The sequence below is a fragment of the Caballeronia sp. LZ065 genome, assembly GCF_031450975.1.
Classification (GTDB): domain Bacteria; phylum Pseudomonadota; class Gammaproteobacteria; order Burkholderiales; family Burkholderiaceae; genus Caballeronia.
The window spans coordinates 901,066-920,219 of sequence record NZ_JARUXV010000003.1 but is presented as its reverse complement, the minus strand read 5'-3'; the positions used below and the strand labels follow the sequence as shown (position 1 = coordinate 920,219).

The following is a 19,154-nucleotide window of genomic DNA, read 5'->3' as shown; positions in this document are numbered from 1 at the left end:
CCCCCATGAATGCACCCGATCACGCTGCGCTGGCCCTGGCCGACGTTTCACTGGACGACAAATACACCCTGGAGCAGGGCCGTGTCTACCTGAGCGGCACGCAGGCGCTGGTGCGTCTGCCGATGCTCCAGAAAGCGCGCGACCGGCGGGCAGGGCTGAATACGGCGGGCTTCGTCTCGGGTTATCGAGGATCGCCGCTGGGCGCGCTCGATCAGTCGCTCTGGAAGGCAAAAGCGCATTTGAAGGAACGCGACATCGTGTTCCAGCCGGGCGTGAACGAGGATCTCGCGGCTACCGCAATCTGGGGCACGCAGCAGATCAACCTGTGGCCAGGCGCCACGCGCGACGGCGTGTTCGGCATGTGGTACGGCAAGGGGCCGGGCGTGGACCGCACCGGCGACGTCTTCAAGCATGCGAACTCGGCCGGCACGGACCCGCACGGCGGCGTGCTAGTGCTCGCGGGCGACGATCATGCGGCGAAGTCGTCGTCGGTCGCGCATCAGTCGGATCACGCGTTCATTGCGGCGGGCATGCCGGTGCTGTATCCGTCGAACGTGCAGGAATACCTCGACTACGGTCTGCATGGCTGGGCCATGAGCCGCTACTCGGGCCTCTGGGTGGCGATGAAATGCGTGACCGACGTGGTGGAGTCCACTGCGTCGATCGATCTCGATCCGGACCGCGTGCAAATCGTCACGCCCGTCGATTACTCGATGCCGGAAGGTGGTCTCAACATCCGCTGGCCCGATGCGCCGCTCGCGCAGGAAGCCCGCCTGCTCGACGAGAAATGGTATGCGGCGCTCGCCTACGTGCGCGCGAACAAGCTGAACCGCGTGGTGATCGATTCACCCACGCCGCGCTTCGGCATCATTACGGCGGGCAAGGCTTATCTCGACGTGCGCCAGGCGCTGATCGACCTCGGCCTCGACGACGCGACCTGCGCGCAGATCGGCCTGCGCGTGCTGAAAGTGGGCTGCGTGTGGCCGCTCGACGCGCAGGACGCGCGCGCGTTCGCTACGGGTCTGGAAGAGATTCTCGTGGTCGAGGAAAAGCGGCAGATCCTCGAATACGCGCTGAAGGAAGAGCTTTATAACTGGCGCGAGGATGTGCGTCCGCGCATCTACGGCAAGTTCGACGAACGCAACAACGAAGGCGGCGAATGGTCGGTGCCGCGTGGCGACTGGCTATTGCCGGCGCATCACGAACTCTCGCCGGCGCTGATCGCGAAGGCGGTCGCGCGGCGTCTTGCGCATCTCGACCTTCCCGCCGATGTGCGCGCGCGCATGCTGGCGCGGGTCGCGACCATCGAGGCGAAGGAGCGCGAAGCAAGCAAGCCGCGCGTGGAGGCCGAACGCAAGCCGTGGTTCTGCTCGGGTTGTCCGCATAACACCTCGACGCGCGTGCCCGAGGGATCGCGCGCGCTGGCGGGGATCGGCTGTCACTACATGTCGATGTGGATGGACCGCAACACGGAAACCTTCAGCCAGATGGGCGGCGAGGGCGTGGCGTGGATCGGCCAGATGCATTTCTCGGGCGACAAGCACGTCTTCGTCAATCTCGGCGACGGTACGTATTTTCATTCGGGCCTGCTGGCGGTGCGCGCGGCGATTGCGGCGAACGCGAGCATCACCTACAAGATTCTCTATAACGATGCGGTGGCGATGACCGGCGGCCAGCCCGTCGATGGCGTGCTGACGGTGCCGCAGATCGCGCATCAAGTGTTTGCGGAGGGGGCGAAGCGCATCGTCATCGTGACGGACGAGCCGGAGAAGTACGATGCGACCGTCGTGCTGCCGCAAGGCGTGAACGTGCATCATCGCGATGAACTGGACCGCATCCAGCGCGAATTGCGCGACACGCCGGGCACCACGATCCTCATCTACGACCAGACCTGCGCCACCGAAAAACGCCGGCGTCGCAAGCGCGGTACCTATCCGGATCCGGCCCGTCGCGCGTTCATCAACGACGCCGTGTGCGAAGGCTGCGGCGATTGCTCGGTGCAGTCGAACTGTCTCTCGGTCGAGCCGCTGGACACGCCGCTCGGCACCAAGCGCAAGATCAATCAGTCGGCGTGCAACAAGGACTTCTCGTGCGTGAAGGGCTTCTGCCCGAGCTTCGTGACCGCCGAGGGCGCGCAGGTCAGGAAGCCGCGCGCAGCGAAGGGCGCGACGCCCGACTTCGATGCGCTGCCCTTGCCTGCGCTGCCCGAGTTGGCGAAGCCGTATGGCGTGCTCGTGACGGGCGTCGGCGGGACGGGCGTGGTGACCATTGGCGGATTGATCGGCATGGCCGCGCATCTCGAACGCAAGGGCGTGACCGTGCTCGACATGGCCGGCCTCGCGCAGAAAGGCGGCGCGGTGCTGAGCCATGTGCAGATCGCGCCCACGCCGCAGGCGCTGCACGCGACGCGCATTGCGACCGGCGAAGCGCGGCTCGTGATCGGTTGCGACGCGGTGGTGTCGGCGTCGAAGGACGTGCTGTCGCGCACGCGGCACGGCATCACGCATGCAGCGATCAACAGCGGCGCAACGCCGACGGCCGATTTCATCACTGACGCGAACTGGCGCTTCCCGGGCGCGCAGACGGAACAGGCGTTGTCGGAAAGCATGGGCGAGGGCTGCGCGTTCATCGACGCCAATGCACTCGCCTTGAAGCTGCTCGGCGACACGCTCTATGCGAATCCGCTGTTGCTGGGCTTCGCGTGGCAGAAGGGCTGGCTGCCGCTGGAACTGGCGAGCCTGAAGCGGGCCATCGAACTGAACGGCGTGGCGGTGGAGAAGAACGGGCTGGCGTTCGGCTGGGGGCGCTACGTGGCGCAACACGGCGTGGGCAGCTTGCTCGATGCGGGCCAGCAGACCATCGTGCTGAAGATGCCGGAGTCGCTGGAACACGTGATCGCCACGCGCGAAGCCCTGCTGACGGCGTATCAGAACGCGGCGTATGCGCGCGCTTATCGCGATGTGGTCGAACGTATCCGCGACAAGGAGCAACGCCTGGGCGGCCATGCCAAGCTGCCGCTGACGCGCGCGGTCGCGGTCAACCTCGCGAAGCTGATGGCGTACAAGGACGAATACGAAGTGGCGCGCCTCTATGCGGACCCGGCATGGCTCGATAAGCTGCGCGACCAGTTTGAAGGCGAGCCGGGCCGCGACTACGCGTTGTCGTTCCATCTCGCGCCGCCGCTGTTCGCGAAGCGCGACGAGCACGGTCATCTCGTCAAGCGGCGCTTCGGCGGATGGACGCTGCATGCGTTCCGGGCGCTCGCGCGGCTCAAAGGTGTACGCGGCACGCCGTTCGATGTCTTTGGCAAGACCGCTGAACGCCGCGCCGAACGCCGGTTGATCGCGGACTACGTCGCGCTGGCCGATGAACTCTGCGCAACGCTCGACGAAGCGCGCTTCGATACGGCTTTGCAACTCGCAAAGCTGCCGGATGAAGTTCGCGGCTTCGGCCATGTGAAGGAGCGCAACATGGCAGCGGTGCAGGTCAAGCGCGAGCGGCTGCTCGCAGGCTATCGCACGCCGGCGGAGTCCAGAGCGACGGCCTGAGCGCCATACACGTCGAGCGCGGCCGCCTTCAGCGCGCGCACCATGGTTTCAGTGGCGGGCGTGAGCAGGCGGTCGGCCCGCGTGACGATGCCATAGTCATCCATGCGGCAATCCATCGACAAGTTCAGGATCTCGACGATCCGATGGCGCGCGTAATAGCGCGCCACGTCTTCCGCCAGCACGGCAATCATGTCGCTCTGTTCGAGCAGTTGCGTGACGAACAGGATTGCTGCCGTTTCGACCACGTTCGACGGCGGCGCGAGGCTGGCGCGCTGGAACATCAGGTCGAAGCGATGCCGCAGCACGCTGCCGGCCGGCGGCACGAGCCACGCGGCCTGCTGCACGTCGGCGAGCGCCAGCGTCTTTCTCTTGAGCAACGGATGCCCCGCGCGCACCACGGCGCGCGCCGGTTCGCCCGCGAGCGGCGCATAGCGCAACTGCACGTTGTCATGCTCGGCCGAAAGGCGCCCGATCACGATGTCGAGCTTGTCCTGTGCGAGACGTTCGAGCAGCGCATTGCTGCCGTCGATCTCGACCGACACGCGAATGTCCGCGTGCAGGCGCTTGACCGCCGCAACGGCGGCCGGTAGCAGCCGCACGCCGGGCGACGTGATCGCGCCGATGCTCACATGCCCGAGCCGTCCCGACTGCAACGCGAGCAGTTCTTCCTGTGCCTGGTCGAGACTGCCGAGCACGGCGCGTGCGTGGCGGATGATCGCTTCGCCATACAGGGTGGGCCGCACGCCGCGCGGCTCGCGGTCGAACAGCGTGACGCCGAGCGCTTCTTCCAGCTCGCGCAGGGTCTTGGATGCCGCCGGCTGCGTCATGTTGAGCGCCGCCGCCGCGCGATGAATATTGCCTTCCTCCGCAAGCGCCGCGATCAATAAAAGCTGGCGCGTCTTCAGGTGGTTGCGGACGTTCGAGACACTCGTGTTCATGAATGAATTCGGGTTATTACTAATGCCGGGATGGTTATCGATGAAGTCCATCTTTTCATTAGTAGATTATCACCCGCAGGCATACACTCGGGCGCATAACGAACTGACACGGAAGAGACACATGTCCGCCCCCAAGCCCAAGCTGCGCTCCGCGCAATGGTTCGGCACCAATGACAAGAACGGCTTCATGTACCGAAGCTGGATGAAGAACCAAGGTATTCCGGACCATGAATTCGACGGCAGGCCGATCATCGGCATCTGCAATACCTGGTCCGAACTCACCCCGTGCAATGCGCACTTCCGCAAGGTCGCGGAGCATGTGAAACGCGGCGTCTACGAGGCGGGCGGCTTCCCGGTGGAGTTTCCGGTGTTCTCGAACGGCGAATCGAACCTGCGCCCGACCGCGATGCTCACGCGCAACCTCGCCGCGATGGACGTGGAAGAAGCGATCCGCGGCAATCCCATCGATGCCGTCGTGCTGCTCACGGGTTGCGACAAGACCACGCCGGCGCTGCTGATGGGCGCGGCCAGCTGCGACGTTCCGGCGATCGTCGTGACCGGCGGTCCGATGCTCAACGGCAAGCTCGATGGCAAGAACATCGGCTCGGGCACGGCGGTGTGGCAACTGCACGAATCGTTGAAGGCGGGTGAGATCGACCTGCATCAGTTCTTGTCGGCGGAAGCGGGCATGTCGCGCTCGGCGGGCACCTGCAACACCATGGGCACCGCCTCGACCATGGCGTGCATGGCCGAAGCGCTCGGCACCTCGCTGCCGCACAACGCGGCGATCCCCGCTGTCGATGCGCGCCGTTACGTGCTCGCGCACATGTCGGGCATCCGCATCGTGGAGATGGCGCTGGAAGGTCTCACACTCTCGAAGATCCTGACGCGCGAGGCGTTCGAGAACGCGATCCGCACCAACGCGGCGATCGGCGGTTCGACCAATGCGGTGATTCACCTGAAGGCGATCGCGGGGCGCATCGGCGTGCCGCTGGAACTCGAGGACTGGACGCGCATTGGCCGCGATACGCCGACCATCGTCGATCTGATGCCGTCAGGGCGCTTCCTGATGGAAGAGTTCTATTACGCGGGCGGATTGCCCGCCGTGCTGCGGCGACTGGGCGAAGCCGGGCTCATTCCGCATCCGGACGCGCTGACCGTCAACGGCAAGTCCCTGTGGGACAACGTCAAGACCGCGCCCATCACCAATGACGAAGTGATCCGCACGCTGGATCATCCGCTGATCGCGGACGGCGGCATCCGCGTGCTGCGCGGCAATCTCGCGCCGCGCGGCGCGGTGCTGAAGCCTTCGGCCGCCACGCCGGAACTGCTGAAGCATCGCGGCCGCGCCGTCGTGTTCGAGGACCTGGAGCACTACAAGGAACGCATCGTCGATGAATCGCTCGATGTCGACAAGGACTCCGTGCTCGTGCTGAAGAACTGCGGACCGAAGGGTTATCCGGGCATGGCCGAAGTGGGCAACATGGGCTTGCCGCCGAAGCTGCTGCGTCAGGGCATCAAGGACATGGTGCGCATCTCCGACGCCCGCATGAGCGGCACGGCCTATGGCACCGTGGTGCTGCACGTGGCGCCTGAAGCGGCGGCAGGCGGGCCGTTGGCAGCCGTGCGCGACGGCGACTGGATCGAACTCGATTGCGACGCCGGCACGCTGCATCTGGACATCGCTGAAGAGGAACTGGCGCGTCGCATGAGCGACCGGAAGCCGCCGCGCTCGCATGGCGAAGGCGGTTATCAGCGGCTGTATGTGGATCACGTGCTGCAGGCGGACGAGGGCTGCGACCTCGACTTCCTCGTCGGCATGCGCGGCGCGGCGGTGCCGAGACATTCACACTGAGTGCGTTTGAGTGCGTTTGAAGAACCCGAGACCATGAGGACGCCAGCATGAGCCGTCACGCGAACCCACGTTATCGCGGCATCTTTCCGGTCGTGCCGACAACCTTCACCGAAAGCGGCGAACTGGATCTGGAGAGCCAGAAGCGCGCGGTGGATTTCATGATCGACGCGGGCTCGGATGGTCTGGCGATCCTTGCCAACTTCTCCGAGCAGTTCTCGCTGGCCGACGACGAGCGCGACGTCCTCACGCGCACGATCCTCGAGCATGTGGCGGGGCGCGTGCCGGTGATCGTCACTACGTCGCACTACGGCACGCGCGTGTGCGTGGAGCGCAGCCGCCGCGCGCAAGCGCTTGGCGCGGCAATGATCATGGCCATGCCGCCGTATCACGGCGCGACCTTCCGCGTGCCCGAGAGCGCCATCTACGCGTTCTATGCGCGCCTCTCGGATGCGCTGACGATCCCCGTGATGATCCAGGACGCGCCCGCCGCCGGCACGCCGCTCTCAGCGGCCTTCCTGGCGCGCATGGCGCGCGAGATCGAGCAGGTGTCGTACTTCAAGATCGAAACGCCGGGCGCGGCGAACAAGCTGCGCGAGCTGATCGGCCTCGGCGGCGAAGCCATCGAAGGTCCGTGGGACGGTGAGGAAGCCATCACGCTGCTCGCCGATCTGAACGCGGGCGCGACCGGATCGATGACGGGCGGCGGCTTCGCAGACGGTATTCGGCCGATCATCGACGCGCATCGCGAGGGGCGCACCGACGATGCCTTCGATCTCTATCAGCGCTGGCTGCCGCTCATCAATCACGAGAACCGTCAGGCCGGCTTGCTGGCGACCAAGGCGCTGATGAAGGAAGGCGGCGTGATCGCGTGCGATGCGCCGCGTCATCCGCTGTCTGCGATGGGACGCGAAACGCGCGACGAACTCATCGCCATCGCGCGCCGTCTCGATCCGCTGGTGTTGCGCTGGGCCCGCTAGGGTATCGTGACGCCTTCAGCATAGGAGACAGGATATGAATGCAGTCGTTCGGCTTGGTGTCGTCGGCATCGGCAAGATCGCGCGCGATCAGCATCTGCCCGCCATTGCCGCCCAGCCAGGGTTCGAGCTCGTCGCGTGCGCCAGCCGTCATGCAAGCGTGGATGGCGTGCGGAACTATCGGGATATCGGCGAGTTGCTGGCTGCCGAGCCGGAGATCGATGCGGTGTCGCTGTGCGCGCCGCCGCAAGTGCGCTATGAACAGGCGCGCGCCGCGCTCGAAGCCGGCAAGCATGTGATGCTGGAGAAGCCGCCGGGCGCGAGCGTGAGCGAGGTCGAGGCCTTGCATGAGATCGCCCGGGCGCGCGGCCGTACCTTGTTCGCGACGTGGCATTCTCGCGCGGCCCCGGCCGTGGAACCGGCGCGTGCATGGCTCGCTTCGCGGGAAGCGGGTGCGCTGCGTTCAGTGGAAGTGCGCTGGAAAGAGGACGTGCGGCGCTGGCATCCGGGACAAGAATGGATCTGGGAGCCGGGCGGTCTCGGCGTGTTCGATCCCGGCATCAACGCGCTCTCCATCGTGACCGGCATCCTGCCGCATGAGGTCGCATTGCGCGGGGCGACGCTGACCACGCCCGCCGATACCGCCACGCCCATCGCGGCCGAACTCGATTGCGTCGCGAGCAATGGCGCACCGGTGCGCGCGGTGTTCGACTGGCGTCATGGGCCTGTCGAGGAATGGGACATCGATATCGACACGGAGGGCGGCCGTCTGTCGCTGCGTGAGGGCGGCAAGCGGCTCGCCATTGCGGGCAAGGAGATCGAGGTGGGACCGGAGCGCGAATATCCCGCGCTGTACGAGCGCTTTCATGAACTCATCGCGACGAATACGAGCGACGTGGACGTGCGCCCGCTGCGTCTCGTCGCCGATGCGTTCCTGAATGGGCGCATCGTCGGCACCGAGGCTTTCGGGCGTTCATGACGCCCGATAAGGCGCGCTCCGCGAAGCATTGACCGCGCACACATCGCCCTCCGGCGCGGCGCGCACATTCGCGTGCCGCGCCACGAGCGGAATGCGTCGCGGCTGGCCCGGCGCGAGATGAAACCAGTCGGTGCGCGCGCGATAGTCCGGGTCATCAATGTGTACCCAGCGCGCCAGCTGCGCGGTTTCAATCACGAGACTCCAGCCGTCCCCGTCTTTCTCCACGCTCGCCTTGAGGCCGATGTCGCGCCGCTCGCCGATTGAAGGATCCGGGAAATGGAAGGCTTCGGACAAGGTTTCGCCGGTGTCGGCATCGCGCAGGATCACGTGCGTGACATCATGCGCACGCGGGCCGAAGCGATACGCATACGCGCTGTCGAAGAAGGCGCCAATCAGCCGGTTCGATGACATGCGCTGGACGCTGCGCGCGGGCAGCACGACATCGCACGCACCGCCCGCAACCTTGACCGACCCTTCACGCAGACACGCCAGTTCCACACGCCCGCGAATCTCGTGCGCCGTCTCGTTGACGAGATGCACGTCGAGGCCTTCGAGCCCTTCGTCGAGCAGCAGCGCCTGCACGGGTTGCAGCACGCGCGCGAGGCCATGCAACGCGCTCTTGGGCGCGCCGAGCACGTCGATGACACCCCAGCCCGCGCCGGGTCTCACATCGAGCAGATTCCACACGATGCCGCCCGCACAGGTCGAGCCTTGCCGGCGCCATTCGGAGAACACGGCGCCGATCACATCGGCGACTACCGCGCGCGACAACTCCAGATAGCGCTCCGGATTCTCATAACGCAAGCGCGGCACGTCCTGCCGATAGAGCGACTGCATGTAGTACTCGCGCACATCGTCGAAGTCCCAGGCGGAACCCGGATCGCGCGGCACGCCGGCTTTCCAGCGCGGCTCGTGCGCGCGCGGATTCGGCAGTGCGCGCAACGCGACATCGTCGGGCACATTGGCGAATGCCAGACACTCCGAGGCGAAGCGGACTTGCGCCCGGCGAATGTCGTCGAATGAACGCTGATACGCGGGCACGCCGTAGTAATGCGTGATGCCGCCGCGCGTGCCGAAGGGCATCGACTCGGTATCACCGGGTGCGGCGCTCGGCGAGTTCACGACATAGGCGACGTCGGGCCGCTCCGTGGCAATTGCCTCGGGTAACCACTCGGTGAACAGGCGTTGCTGATAGGCGTCGAAGGGCAGACCGAGCATCGCGGCCTGCTGATGCACCTCGCTTCCGCCGCACAGCACGGCCAGTGCAGCAAAGCGCCGCGTGCGCGCCAGGAACTGGCGGGCTTCACGCTGCACGCTCAGGCGAAAGGCTTCGTCATCGGGATAGTCGAAGTTGGCGAACGCGAAGTCCTGCCAGACGAGCACGCCGTAACGGTCCGCGAGTTCGTAGAACGCGTCTGACTCGTACAGCGTGATGCCGCTCACGCGAATCATGTTGAGACCCGCGTCGCGAACCAGCGCGAAGAGGGCTTCGAGTTTTTCGCGCGGCGCATCGAGCGCGACGATATCCGCCGAGGTCCAGCACGCACCGCGCACGAACACGGGCACGCCGTTCACGACCGGCTGAAAGCCCTGGCCATCCGCGCCGCGATCCACATGCATCGTGCGAAAGCCGATCTCGCCCAGCGCGATGTCGCCAAGTTTCACTGCATGGAGAAAGGGTTCGCCATGCGTATGCGGATACCACAGGCGCACGTTCGGTATCTGCACGCGGCCGGTCAGCGTATGCGCGTCCTGCCATTGCATGACCGCATGGGCCTCGCCGCATTCGAGCCGCACGGGCGCGGCCTCCTGCGCATGAAAGAAGCGGACGGTGACATCGAGCACGCCGTCGCTGCCTTCCACGCGGGAGCGCATGTCGATCGACTCGATACAGCCCTGCGCTTCCCCGATCAGTTCCACCGCGCGCCACGGTCCGGCAGGCTGGATCGTCGGGCACCAGCCCGCCATGTGACCGAGCAGCGTGGTGCGCACGTTGCGCAAGGTGGCCGGTTGTGCGAGCTTCGGACGCCAGCGCGCACGGCCCCGTTTCGCGGCAAGCGCGGGGGCGATGGAGCGGAAGCACAGATGAAGCACATGCTCGCCCTTCAGTTCGACATCGAGATCATGCGCGATGAACATTGAATCCGAGTCGAGCAGCTTGACGTCATCGAGCCAGACTTCGGCGATGGTTGCGAGGCCATTGAAGCGCAGCCGGCGGCGGCCGTGACCGCTCAGCTTCAGCCGATACCAATGGTCCGCATGCGCGAACGGCTGCGCCAGCGCTTCGTCCTTCACGCCGGTCGCGCGCAATGCGGAAGCCACCGTGCCCGGCACTGGCGCGTCGATCCAGTGTGTTTGCGTGTCGAGCGAAGCCGGCGTCGCGCATGCACTCGCGGGCGTGCTCACGCATTGCCAGCCGTCGGCGAGGCGTCGCGGCGCGTGCGCGAGCGCGAGCGAGACGTGCATGACTCTTCCTCGTGAATGGAATGAGAGAACGATGACGAAGCCGCGTCATCGCGACGCGGCTTCGGTCTTCAGAGAAAGCGCGCGGCGAGCGGCTCGATGACCCTGTCGTAGGAGGTCTGCATCGATTCGAGGCAGTCTTCGCACAGGTCGGTGCGCGAGCGCATGCGGGCGCGCGCGAGACGGAACTGCATGACCATCGCTTCGCTCGCAAGCGCCTGGGCGCTTGCCTGGATCTCGCCCGGCACGTCCACGCCATGTGCATTCAGCCAGCCGAGATACTTCGACAGCAACTCGAAGTTCGAGCCGATCTGACGCATCATGTTGAACGTGTAGAGGTGGTAGTAAGACGGGTCGCGTTCGAGCATCGCACGCATGTGCTCGGGGAACGCCGCACGCCATTGCGCCACCGGATTCGACGCGGGCCGGTCTTGCAAACGCAGCTTGAGCAGTTCCACCGAACGCTGCACGAGCGCCTCGCCTTGCAGCGGATCGCGCGCGCGCTTCACGAACTCGACATAAGGGAACAGCGCCTGGACGTCGCCCGCGAGACCGGGCGTCAGACGGAAGACGCCGTCGTAATCCTCGCCGGACAGCGAGAAATACCCCGCGTTGTGGAAGTACGTGATGTGCTTCGCCTGCGCGTCGATGGCGTCGATGGCGATGGTCGTCTTCGTATGCGTCTGCCGGTAGGCGGTTGCGCGCGTATCCGGCAGCCAGTACGAATCCATCTCCGCGACCACGATCTGGCCGCGCTTCGTCTGCTCCTGCACGTGCGCCTCGACCGTGTCGTAGATCGCGAGCTCCTGGGCCTGGAGGCCGTAGAGCCGCGCGATATCGTCGAGCGAGAACTTCGGGAACGTGAACTGATCGCCCTCGAAGTCCTGCGTCACGGTGAAACTGAGCGCCGCGTGCGGATCGCAGCCGTAGTGATGCAGCAGCTCGATCCACAAATCGACGTAGCAGTTCGTCTCCAGCCACACGCGCTCGTCGCGATGCAGCGCGTGCTGGCGATATTCGCCAGGCGCGGGCGCGGACGTGTCCGTCACGGCATCAGCCGGCGAGCGTGCGTTCATGCCCGGCTACCCAGTTTGTCGAGACCCTGGGCGATGAGCGCGGCCTTGTCGCCCCACAGCAGCTGGCGCACCTGCTCCGGCCAGGCGTTGACATCGAGGCCGTGATGGCGGAACAGCGCAAGCGTCGTGCGTTCCATGCCGAAGCCCACGCAGGCCGTGTGCGCGACCTGCTCGTCGGCCTGGCTGATGTGCCACAGCTCGCCGAAGTGGTCCTGGTGATAATTGAACGACAGACACGCGGTGGGACGGTCGGGCGTCGCGACGGGCACCAGCAGTTCGAACTTGAGTTGCTGCTCGCGCTGGCTGTCCGCAACGATCTTGCCGCCCCGGCCGAAGAACGGGTCATTGGCGAGATCGATCTCATACGGCAGGCCCAGCAGTTCGATCAGCAGCGAGCCGCGCTCGATCCACTTCTGACGGAACGCCATCACCTGCTCGGGGCTGCCCACGCGGATGTATTCACGCATGCGGAACATCTGCATGCGGCCCGGATCGATGGACGGCTCGTGACGGAAGCAGTACGAGAAGGCGTCGAAGATCGCGCCGTCGGCGGCGAGCTTGCCGCGCTTCGCGACCAGCGGATAGATCGGATAGCATGCGGCCGGCGTGAGCACGAGGCGCGTGGGCTTCTGCTGATCCATCCAGTCGTCGGAGCGTTCTTCTTCTTCGCCGACATGCACGATCTTGTCCAGCGCTTCGAGCAGGCGATGATGCCCGCGATCGTTGCCCTGGAACGAATGGATCGTGCCGGCGAGGTTCGGGAAGCTCTTGAGGTACTCGCTGTCTTCGAAGTCGCGGCGGCGCATGGCCGGCGGGAAGCGCAGCACTTCGGCGTGCTGGTCGGCGCCGAGCAGCGTGATCGCCTGGTTCAGACGTTCGACGATGTCCTCGAATACTTCGCTGCGGCCGTAGAGGCCGTCTTCGCCGGTATCGATGAGGATCCCGGCTTCCATCAAACGATCCCGCAAGGTCAGGTCCGATTTGTCGTACGGTGCCTGCGTCTCTTGTGTTTGAGCTTGTGCTTCGGCCTGCATCATGGCGGCCTGTTCTGTCGGCATGTTCATAGCGTCAAAGGGTTCCCGTTGCGGCGCGCTGCGCAAGCAGCAGGTTCGCCGTGTTCAATTCAATGCGGTCGTTGCTGATCATGAGGGGCGCCGAGTGCAGATCGCGCAGATGGCGTCCCACGCTGAACGGCGTGTCGTTCTTGTAGCCGGCCATGCCGCAGATCATCAGCGTCTCCTGCACCACTTGCAGCGCCGACTGCGAAATCGCCAGCTTGAGCATGTTGAGGTCCGCGTTGATGCCGATCGACGCCGTGAGCGGCGCGTCGTCGTCATTACCTTGCGTGGCCCGGCGAATGGCGCGCTCGGCGCTCGCGGCCTCGACGTTCGCGAGCGATTCGCGCAGACGCGCCTGCATCATCTTGATGAGCGTGATGATCTGCGAGAGCCGCGCCGCCGACGGAGGCAGGGCGGGCTTGCCGCGCGCCTGGTTGCGGAAGAACTGGTGCGTGCGGTTCGCCGCGTCGCAGGCAATGCCGCACCATACCGACGACCACAACGTGTGCGATACCGGCAGCATGCTTTCGTCGGCGATCTTCGAGAACGGCGCGGGCAGGATCTGCTCGGCGATGCCGCTTGCCGTGAGCCGGTGGCCCTGGCTGCACGTGCCGCGCATGCCCAGCGTGTCCCACGTGCCGCGCTGTTCGAGCGTGAACGTTTCACGCGGCGCGACGATCAGCACCTGATCCGAAGGCGGCGCATCCGGATGACGGCGCGCCGTCACGAGAATGCAGTCCGCGTAGGTGCCGTACGAAATGGTCGGCGCCATCTTCTCGATCTGGAACGCGTTGTCGACGAGATCGACCGCGCATGCGCTCGTCCGCATGTTGCCGCCGATGTTCTCTTCGGACGTGGCCGACGCGAGCAGCAGTTGCTCGTTCACCATGCGTGCGAGAAACGCGCGCTGCCACGGCACGTTCGCGCCATGATCGACGATGCACACGACCTGGCTCTGATGCATCGCATAGATCATCGCGGATGAGGCGCAGCCTTGGGCAAGGGCTTCGCACAGGCGGGCCACGCCGGTCAGCGAGAGTCCGTCGCCGCCGTGTTCCGTCGGCACCATCGCGGAGAAGAGACGCTCCTCGCGCATCGCAGCGACCGCTTCCGCAGGAAAGCGCGCTTCACGATCCACTGCGTCGGCGTGCCGGGCCGCGACTGCGGCGACACGCTTTGCAGCATCGATCAACGCGCTTTCGCTACGTGCGTTCATGCTCTGTGCCAGTTGCGCCGCCTCGAGCTCCTGAGCGGGCGCGTTCATGCGTCCGCCTGCGAGCGGCGCAACTCCTCGACGGCGGCCGCGAGTGAATCGACGCTCGAGAAGAGCCGGCGCGTGAGCATGTGATCGGGAATCTCGATCCCGAACTCGTCTTCAATCGCGAGCATCACGTGAACCGTGGCGAGCGATGAGAGACCGGCGGCGTAGAGGTCGTCGCTGTCGGAGAGCGTGTCGACAGGCACGTCGAGCCGAGCGGACTCGGCGAGGATGCGGCGCAATTCAGTTTTCATTGTCTGTGTTTTCCCTTGTACCCGGCCAACGGTGCATTAAATCCGGACGGCGACGTAGCGTGGTGGTCGAATGTCGCCTTCGCTCCGGAGCGAAGTCGGGGTGGTGTTGTTCACTTTCGTGAAGACGATTTCACGAGAGCCCTCGCACTCACCTTCTTGTTTGTCGTTTGATCGTATTTAACGAATTACGAGGCCGGGACGTCCGTGCGATGGCGCACGGTGGACCTTCAAGAGCAACAGCGTGCTATGTGCGATATCCAGCACGCAGCGATTCGCGTGAATCCTTCAGACTGGCCCCTGCCGTACTTCAGGTAAGTCCTGCAGGTTCCGCTGACATGCGCCTTGCAAAAACTATGCGAGACTGCAAGGCATTTGAAAACATGACTACGGGGTAAAGGTAATTGGTACTGTTCTCCTTTTTGGTGGGTTTCGTCGCACTTTTTGTCGTGTGGAAGAAACGCCGCATAGCTATCCTGCTGGCGGCATGCGCATTCTTCTGGCTGCTCGGGAGCTGGCTGGCCGGACCGTTGGTGAGGCTTGCAAACGACGGGCATGCCGTCATGACCGAACCGCGTCTCGGCCCGCGCACGGTCATCATCGTGCTTGGCGGCGGGACAGACTACGACCGCAATCGGCAGTTGATTCCGAAAGGCGACAGCATCACCCGCGTGGATTTGGGCGCATCGCTGTACCGACGCTGCCGCGCACTCGAAACGGACTGCCTTGTGATCGTGAGCGGCGGCAATCCGCAGCGTCACGAGCAAAGCGAAGCGGATGTCATCGGACCTTTGCTGCTTGAACGGGGCGTTGAGCGCCGCGACCTGATCCTCGAAAACACGAGTCTCGACACTTATGCCAACGCGCGCAATACGGAGAAAATCCTACGGTCGCGACGATACGACACGTCGATTCTCATCACGTCATCCCTGCACATGCAGCGCGCGCTGCTGGCTTTTCAGGTGTTCGGCATCGATCCGCAGCCCGGCGTGGCCTTCATACGAAATCCCAAATCATGGTGGGTGCCGCATCCTGAAGGATGGATCGATTCGAACTTTGCGCTGCATGAGTTGATCGGGATCGTGCGCTTTCACCTGTGGCACTGGATCGGGCTGTATCCGGGAGTGCAGCCCGGCGCTCAGCGTTGAAGCGCTTCTTTCAGATAGTGCGCAGTGCGGCTTTCGGCATGCCGGGCGACTTCGTCGGGAACGCCCGTCGTGACCACGTTGCCGCCGTCCTCGCCCGCACCCGGGCCCATGTCGATGACCCAGTCAGAATGCGCGGCTACGCGCATGTCATGTTCGACGACGACCACCGTGTTGCCCGCATCGACCAGGCCTTGTAGTTGGCGCATCAGGCGGTCCACGTCGGCGGGATGCAGGCCGGTGGTGGGTTCGTCGAGGATGTAGAGCGTGTCGCCGCGATGGGCGCGCTGCAGTTCCGTGGCGAGCTTGATGCGTTGCGCTTCACCGCCCGATAGTTCAGTGGCCGGCTGACCGAGGCGCAGATAGCCGAGTCCGATGTCGCGCAGCACCGCGAGGGCGCGCATGATGCCCGGTTCATCGGCGAAGAAAGCGCATGCGGCGTCGACGCTCATGTCCAGCACTTGCGCGATGTTCTTGCCGTGCCATTCGATCTCCAGCGTCTGCGGGTTATAGCGCGAACCGTGGCAGGTCGAGCATGACGTGTACACGCTCGGCAGAAACAGAAGCTCGACACTGACGAAGCCTTCGCCTTCGCAGGTGGGGCAGCGTCCCTGGGCGACATTGAAGGAGAAGCGGCCTGCGCCATAGCGGCGCTTGCGCGCGCTCGGGGTGTCCGCAAAGAGCTTGCGGACGTGATCGAACAGGCCGGTATAGGTCGCGAGATTCGAACGCGGCGTGCGGCCGATGGGCTTTTGGTCGACGCGCACGAGACGCCGGATCGTCTCCATGCCTTCGACGATGCTTCCGCCGGCGGGCGTGTCCGGTGCGGCGAGCAATGGGTCGGCTTCGTCTTCGGTGGCGTCGTCGAGGGCGCGTCCGAGGTGTTCGGCGACGAGTTCAGGCAATGCCTGACTGACGAGGCTCGATTTGCCCGAGCCCGAGATGCCGGTGACCGTCGTGAAGGCGCCGAGCGGGAAGGCGGCATCGGCACCGTTGAGGTTATTGCGCTCGATGCGCGCAAGCTTGAGCCAGCCACGCGGCCGGCGCGGCTCGCGTTCGACTGCACGATGCTGCGCGAACAGATGCTCGCGGGTCTGTGAGGCATCGACTGCTGCAAGGCCTTCAGGCGGTCCGCTGTACAGCACGTGACCGCCGCCTTCGCCCGCCGCCGGGCCGACATCGACGAGCCAGTCGGCACGGCGCATCGTGTTCAGATCGTGCTCGATGACGAACAGCGAATTGCCCGCGGCCTTGAGACGCTGCAAGGCGACGAAGAGCGCCTCGTTGTCCGCAGGGTGAAGTCCCGCCGAGGGTTCGTCGAGCACATACACGACGCCGAACAGCTGCGATGCCAGTTGCGTGGCCAGCCGCAGCCGTTGCAGCTCGCCAGACGAGAGCGTTGGAGTCGCACGGTCGAGCGACAAATAACCGAGACCGAGATCGATCAAGGTCCGCAACCGCTCCAGCAACTCGTCGGCGATGCGTTCAGCAGCGGCACGCTTTTCGTCCGAGAGATTCGCGGTGCGGCGCACATCGGGCGCCGCCTTGTGCGCCGAACCGCCGGCCGAAACGCGCCGGGCGGTCGCTGCGCTGCGGGCGGCCTTGCCCAATGTCTCGCCATGCGGCTGCGCCTGCGCGGACCAGTCGCCGCGCGCGATGGGCGCGAGCAGGTCGGCGAGACGGTTCATCGGCAGATGCGCGAAGTCGGCGATGTCCAGTCCCGCGAAGGTGACGGAGAGCGCTTCCTTCTTCAGCCGCTTGCCGTGACACGAAGAACAGTCGCTGCCCACCATGAAGCGCGAGACGCGCTTCTTCATCAGCGCGCTTTGTGTGTGGGCGAAGGTATGCAGGATGTAGCGACGCGCGCCGGTGAAGGTGCCCTGATAGCTCGGCTCCGCGCCGCGCTTCAACGCCGCGCGGGTTTCCTTCGGTGTGAGGCCGGCATAGACCGGTGCGGTCGGCTGCTCTTCGGTGAAGAGGATCCAGTCACGGTCCTTCTTGGGCAGATCGCGCCAGGGCGTGTCGACGTCATAGCCGAGCGTCACGAGGATATCGCGCAGGTTCTGGCCGTGCCAGGCGGGCGGCCACGCGGCGATGGCGCGCTCGCGAATGGTGAGGGTATCGTCGGGGACCATCGACTTCTCCGTGACCTCGTACACGCGTCCGAGACCATGGCAGACGGGACATGCGCCTTGCACGGTGTTCGGCGAGAAGTCCTCCGCGTAGAGCATGGGCTGCTTCGGCGGATAGCTGCCTGTGCGCGAGTACAGCATGCGCACGAGACTGGACAGGGTCGTCACGCTGCCTACCGACGAACGCGCATTCGGCGCGCCACGCTGCTGCTGTAGCGCGACAGCCGGCGGCAGGCCCTCGATCGAATCGACCTGCGGCACGCCGACCTGTTCGATGAGCCGACGCGCGTACGGCGCGACTGATTCGAAGTAGCGGCGCTGTGCTTCGGCGTAAAGCGTGCCGAATGCCAGCGAGGACTTTCCAGAACCCGATACGCCGGTGAAGACCACGAGGGCATCGCGGGGGACGTCGACATCGACGTTTTTCAGGTTGTGCTCACGCGCGCCGCGAACGCGCACGAAACCTGCTTTGGACATATCGGCGGCGGCGTCGCGCGTGGCGACAGCGTGGTTGGCTTTGCGAACATCCATGGCGAAAGTGATGTTGATTTCGAGGCAAACGCTGTGAACGCGGCGAAGCCGCGAATTGATTGCATGCAGCATGCCATATGCCGGATGGCATTTTGCGTTATGCATGTTGAATGCAGAATGCGCGCGGGAATGTCGCGCGTGGATGGCGTGGACGTCGTCGCTCGTTGAGGACAGTGATGAACTGATCAGAGGGGCAAAGGCATGAAATCAGAGACAAGCGGATTGAAGATCCTGCTCACGCTGACGGCGAGTCTGGCCATGGGCGTGTCGAGCGCTGCGATGGCGCAATCGGGCGGGAACGGCAATGGCGGCTCAGGCGGCGGCAATGCGCATGGCGCGGCGACTGCCGGACCCACGGCCGGAGGCGACAATACGTCCATGCCGGGCAGTACGCGGCAGGGCTTGCACTTCAAGCACAAGAAGAAGGCCAGGCCCGCGCCGTCGAACGCGCAGTAATGGGCCCGGTGGAGCACCGCAGGGCGTGCGTCCGGGCGGAATGATTCAGGCTGCTGCGACGCCTTCGATATCGATGTCGTCGGTCCCGAGGCGCGAGAAGATGTCGCAGACGGCGCGCATCTCGGCCTCATCGCGAATGCTGACGATCACGCGCGTCAAGCCGCACAGCGTATCGGCGTCGCCGCCGTCCGCGCCGAACGACGGAAGAATGTCGTCGCCGGTAATGTCGAGACCGAACGGGTACTCATGCGTATCGACCACGCCGAGATGTTCGCCGTGACCGGCGTATTCGGCTGAGATCCACTGGTTTTGCGCCGCCGCACTTTGCACCACCGAACTGTGGAAGTCCGCAAAGCCGGTCATGCTGGCCACGCGGACGCGGTCACCCGCAATGCCTTCTGCGCGGAGGTCCTCGAGTGCCTCGTCGAGCTTGCGGGAGCCGAAAAACGCTCCGGTTACTTCTCGCATCATTACTTGTCTCCTTGCTGCT

At 65.1% G+C, this 19,154-nt stretch carries 14 protein-coding genes; 6 read left to right on the top strand and 8 right to left on the bottom strand.

Going from position 1 to position 19,154, the window contains the following annotated elements:
- Nucleotides 1-5: 5 nt before the first annotated feature.
- Nucleotides 6-3,548, top strand: coding sequence for an indolepyruvate ferredoxin oxidoreductase family protein (locus tag QCE63_RS24150; protein WP_309836538.1), 3,543 nt, complete (start codon nucleotides 6-8; stop codon nucleotides 3,546-3,548).
- Here the strand turns inward: QCE63_RS24150 and QCE63_RS24145 are convergent.
- Complete coding sequence (locus tag QCE63_RS24145) at nucleotides 3,512-4,486, bottom strand: LysR family transcriptional regulator (RefSeq protein WP_309837322.1); 975 nt, start codon at nucleotides 4,484-4,486, stop codon at nucleotides 3,512-3,514. The two genes, QCE63_RS24150 and QCE63_RS24145, sit on opposite strands and share 37 nt — an antisense overlap.
- A gap of 121 nt (nucleotides 4,487-4,607) precedes the next feature.
- On the opposite strand from QCE63_RS24145, the gene QCE63_RS24140 reads away from it, so the two are divergent.
- Genes QCE63_RS24140 through QCE63_RS24130 form a run of 3 tightly spaced genes read left to right on the top strand, consistent with a single transcriptional unit; the run spans nucleotide 4,608 to nucleotide 8,294 of the window.
- On the top strand, nucleotides 4,608-6,341 hold the full coding sequence (locus QCE63_RS24140) for an IlvD/Edd family dehydratase (RefSeq protein ID WP_309836537.1): 1,734 nt from the start codon (nucleotides 4,608-4,610) through the stop codon (nucleotides 6,339-6,341).
- Nucleotides 6,342-6,388: 47 nt separating this feature from the next.
- The gene (locus QCE63_RS24135; RefSeq protein WP_309836536.1) at nucleotides 6,389-7,318 is read left to right on the top strand and encodes a dihydrodipicolinate synthase family protein; all 930 of its coding nucleotides are present in this window, start codon (nucleotides 6,389-6,391) and stop codon (nucleotides 7,316-7,318) included.
- A 34-nt stretch (nucleotides 7,319-7,352) separates the two neighbouring features.
- A complete protein-coding gene (locus tag QCE63_RS24130; RefSeq protein WP_309836535.1) occupies nucleotides 7,353-8,294 on the top strand; it encodes a Gfo/Idh/MocA family oxidoreductase in 942 nt (313 codons plus the stop codon).
- On the opposite strand, the gene QCE63_RS24125 is transcribed toward QCE63_RS24130, so the two are convergent.
- From QCE63_RS24125 to QCE63_RS24105, 5 genes are all read right to left on the bottom strand, one after another.
- A complete protein-coding gene (locus QCE63_RS24125; protein ID WP_309836534.1) occupies nucleotides 8,289-10,760 on the bottom strand; it encodes a glycosyl hydrolase 2 galactose-binding domain-containing protein in 2,472 nt (823 codons plus the stop codon). The genes QCE63_RS24130 and QCE63_RS24125 overlap by 6 nt on opposite strands.
- A 68-nt stretch (nucleotides 10,761-10,828) precedes the next feature.
- The gene (locus tag QCE63_RS24120) at nucleotides 10,829-11,833 is read right to left on the bottom strand and encodes a DUF1839 family protein (RefSeq protein WP_309836533.1); all 1,005 of its coding nucleotides are present in this window, start codon (nucleotides 11,831-11,833) and stop codon (nucleotides 10,829-10,831) included.
- A complete protein-coding gene (locus QCE63_RS24115; protein ID WP_309836531.1) occupies nucleotides 11,830-12,897 on the bottom strand; it encodes an amino acid--[acyl-carrier-protein] ligase in 1,068 nt (355 codons plus the stop codon). The genes QCE63_RS24120 and QCE63_RS24115 overlap by 4 nt, the downstream gene beginning before the upstream one ends.
- A gap of 4 nt (nucleotides 12,898-12,901) precedes the next feature.
- Nucleotides 12,902-14,155: an acyl-CoA dehydrogenase family protein gene (locus QCE63_RS24110; protein ID WP_309836529.1), complete on the bottom strand. Its 1,254-nt coding sequence runs from the start codon at nucleotides 14,153-14,155 to the stop codon at nucleotides 12,902-12,904.
- Entirely contained in the window at nucleotides 14,152-14,403 is a 252-nt protein-coding gene (locus tag QCE63_RS24105) for an acyl carrier protein (RefSeq protein ID WP_309836528.1), read from the bottom strand. The genes QCE63_RS24110 and QCE63_RS24105 overlap by 4 nt, the downstream gene beginning before the upstream one ends.
- Nucleotides 14,404-14,963: 560 nt before the next feature.
- Here QCE63_RS24105 and QCE63_RS24100 point away from each other — a divergent pair.
- On the top strand, nucleotides 14,964-15,548 hold the full coding sequence (locus QCE63_RS24100; protein WP_309836527.1) for a YdcF family protein: 585 nt from the start codon (nucleotides 14,964-14,966) through the stop codon (nucleotides 15,546-15,548).
- Here QCE63_RS24100 and QCE63_RS24095 read toward each other — a convergent pair.
- Entirely contained in the window at nucleotides 15,539-18,154 is a 2,616-nt protein-coding gene (locus QCE63_RS24095; RefSeq protein ID WP_309837321.1) for an excinuclease ABC subunit UvrA, read from the bottom strand. The genes QCE63_RS24100 and QCE63_RS24095 overlap by 10 nt on opposite strands.
- Nucleotides 18,155-18,409: 255 nt before the next feature.
- Here QCE63_RS24095 and QCE63_RS24090 point away from each other — a divergent pair, with 255 nt between their 5' ends.
- Nucleotides 18,410-18,664: a hypothetical protein gene (locus tag QCE63_RS24090; protein ID WP_309836525.1), complete on the top strand. Its 255-nt coding sequence runs from the start codon at nucleotides 18,410-18,412 to the stop codon at nucleotides 18,662-18,664.
- Between the two features lie 45 nt (nucleotides 18,665-18,709).
- Here the strand turns inward: QCE63_RS24090 and QCE63_RS24085 are convergent, their stop codons facing one another.
- Nucleotides 18,710-19,135, bottom strand: coding sequence for a hypothetical protein (locus QCE63_RS24085; protein WP_309836524.1), 426 nt, complete (start codon nucleotides 19,133-19,135; stop codon nucleotides 18,710-18,712).
- Between the last annotated feature and the right edge of the window lie 19 nt (nucleotides 19,136-19,154).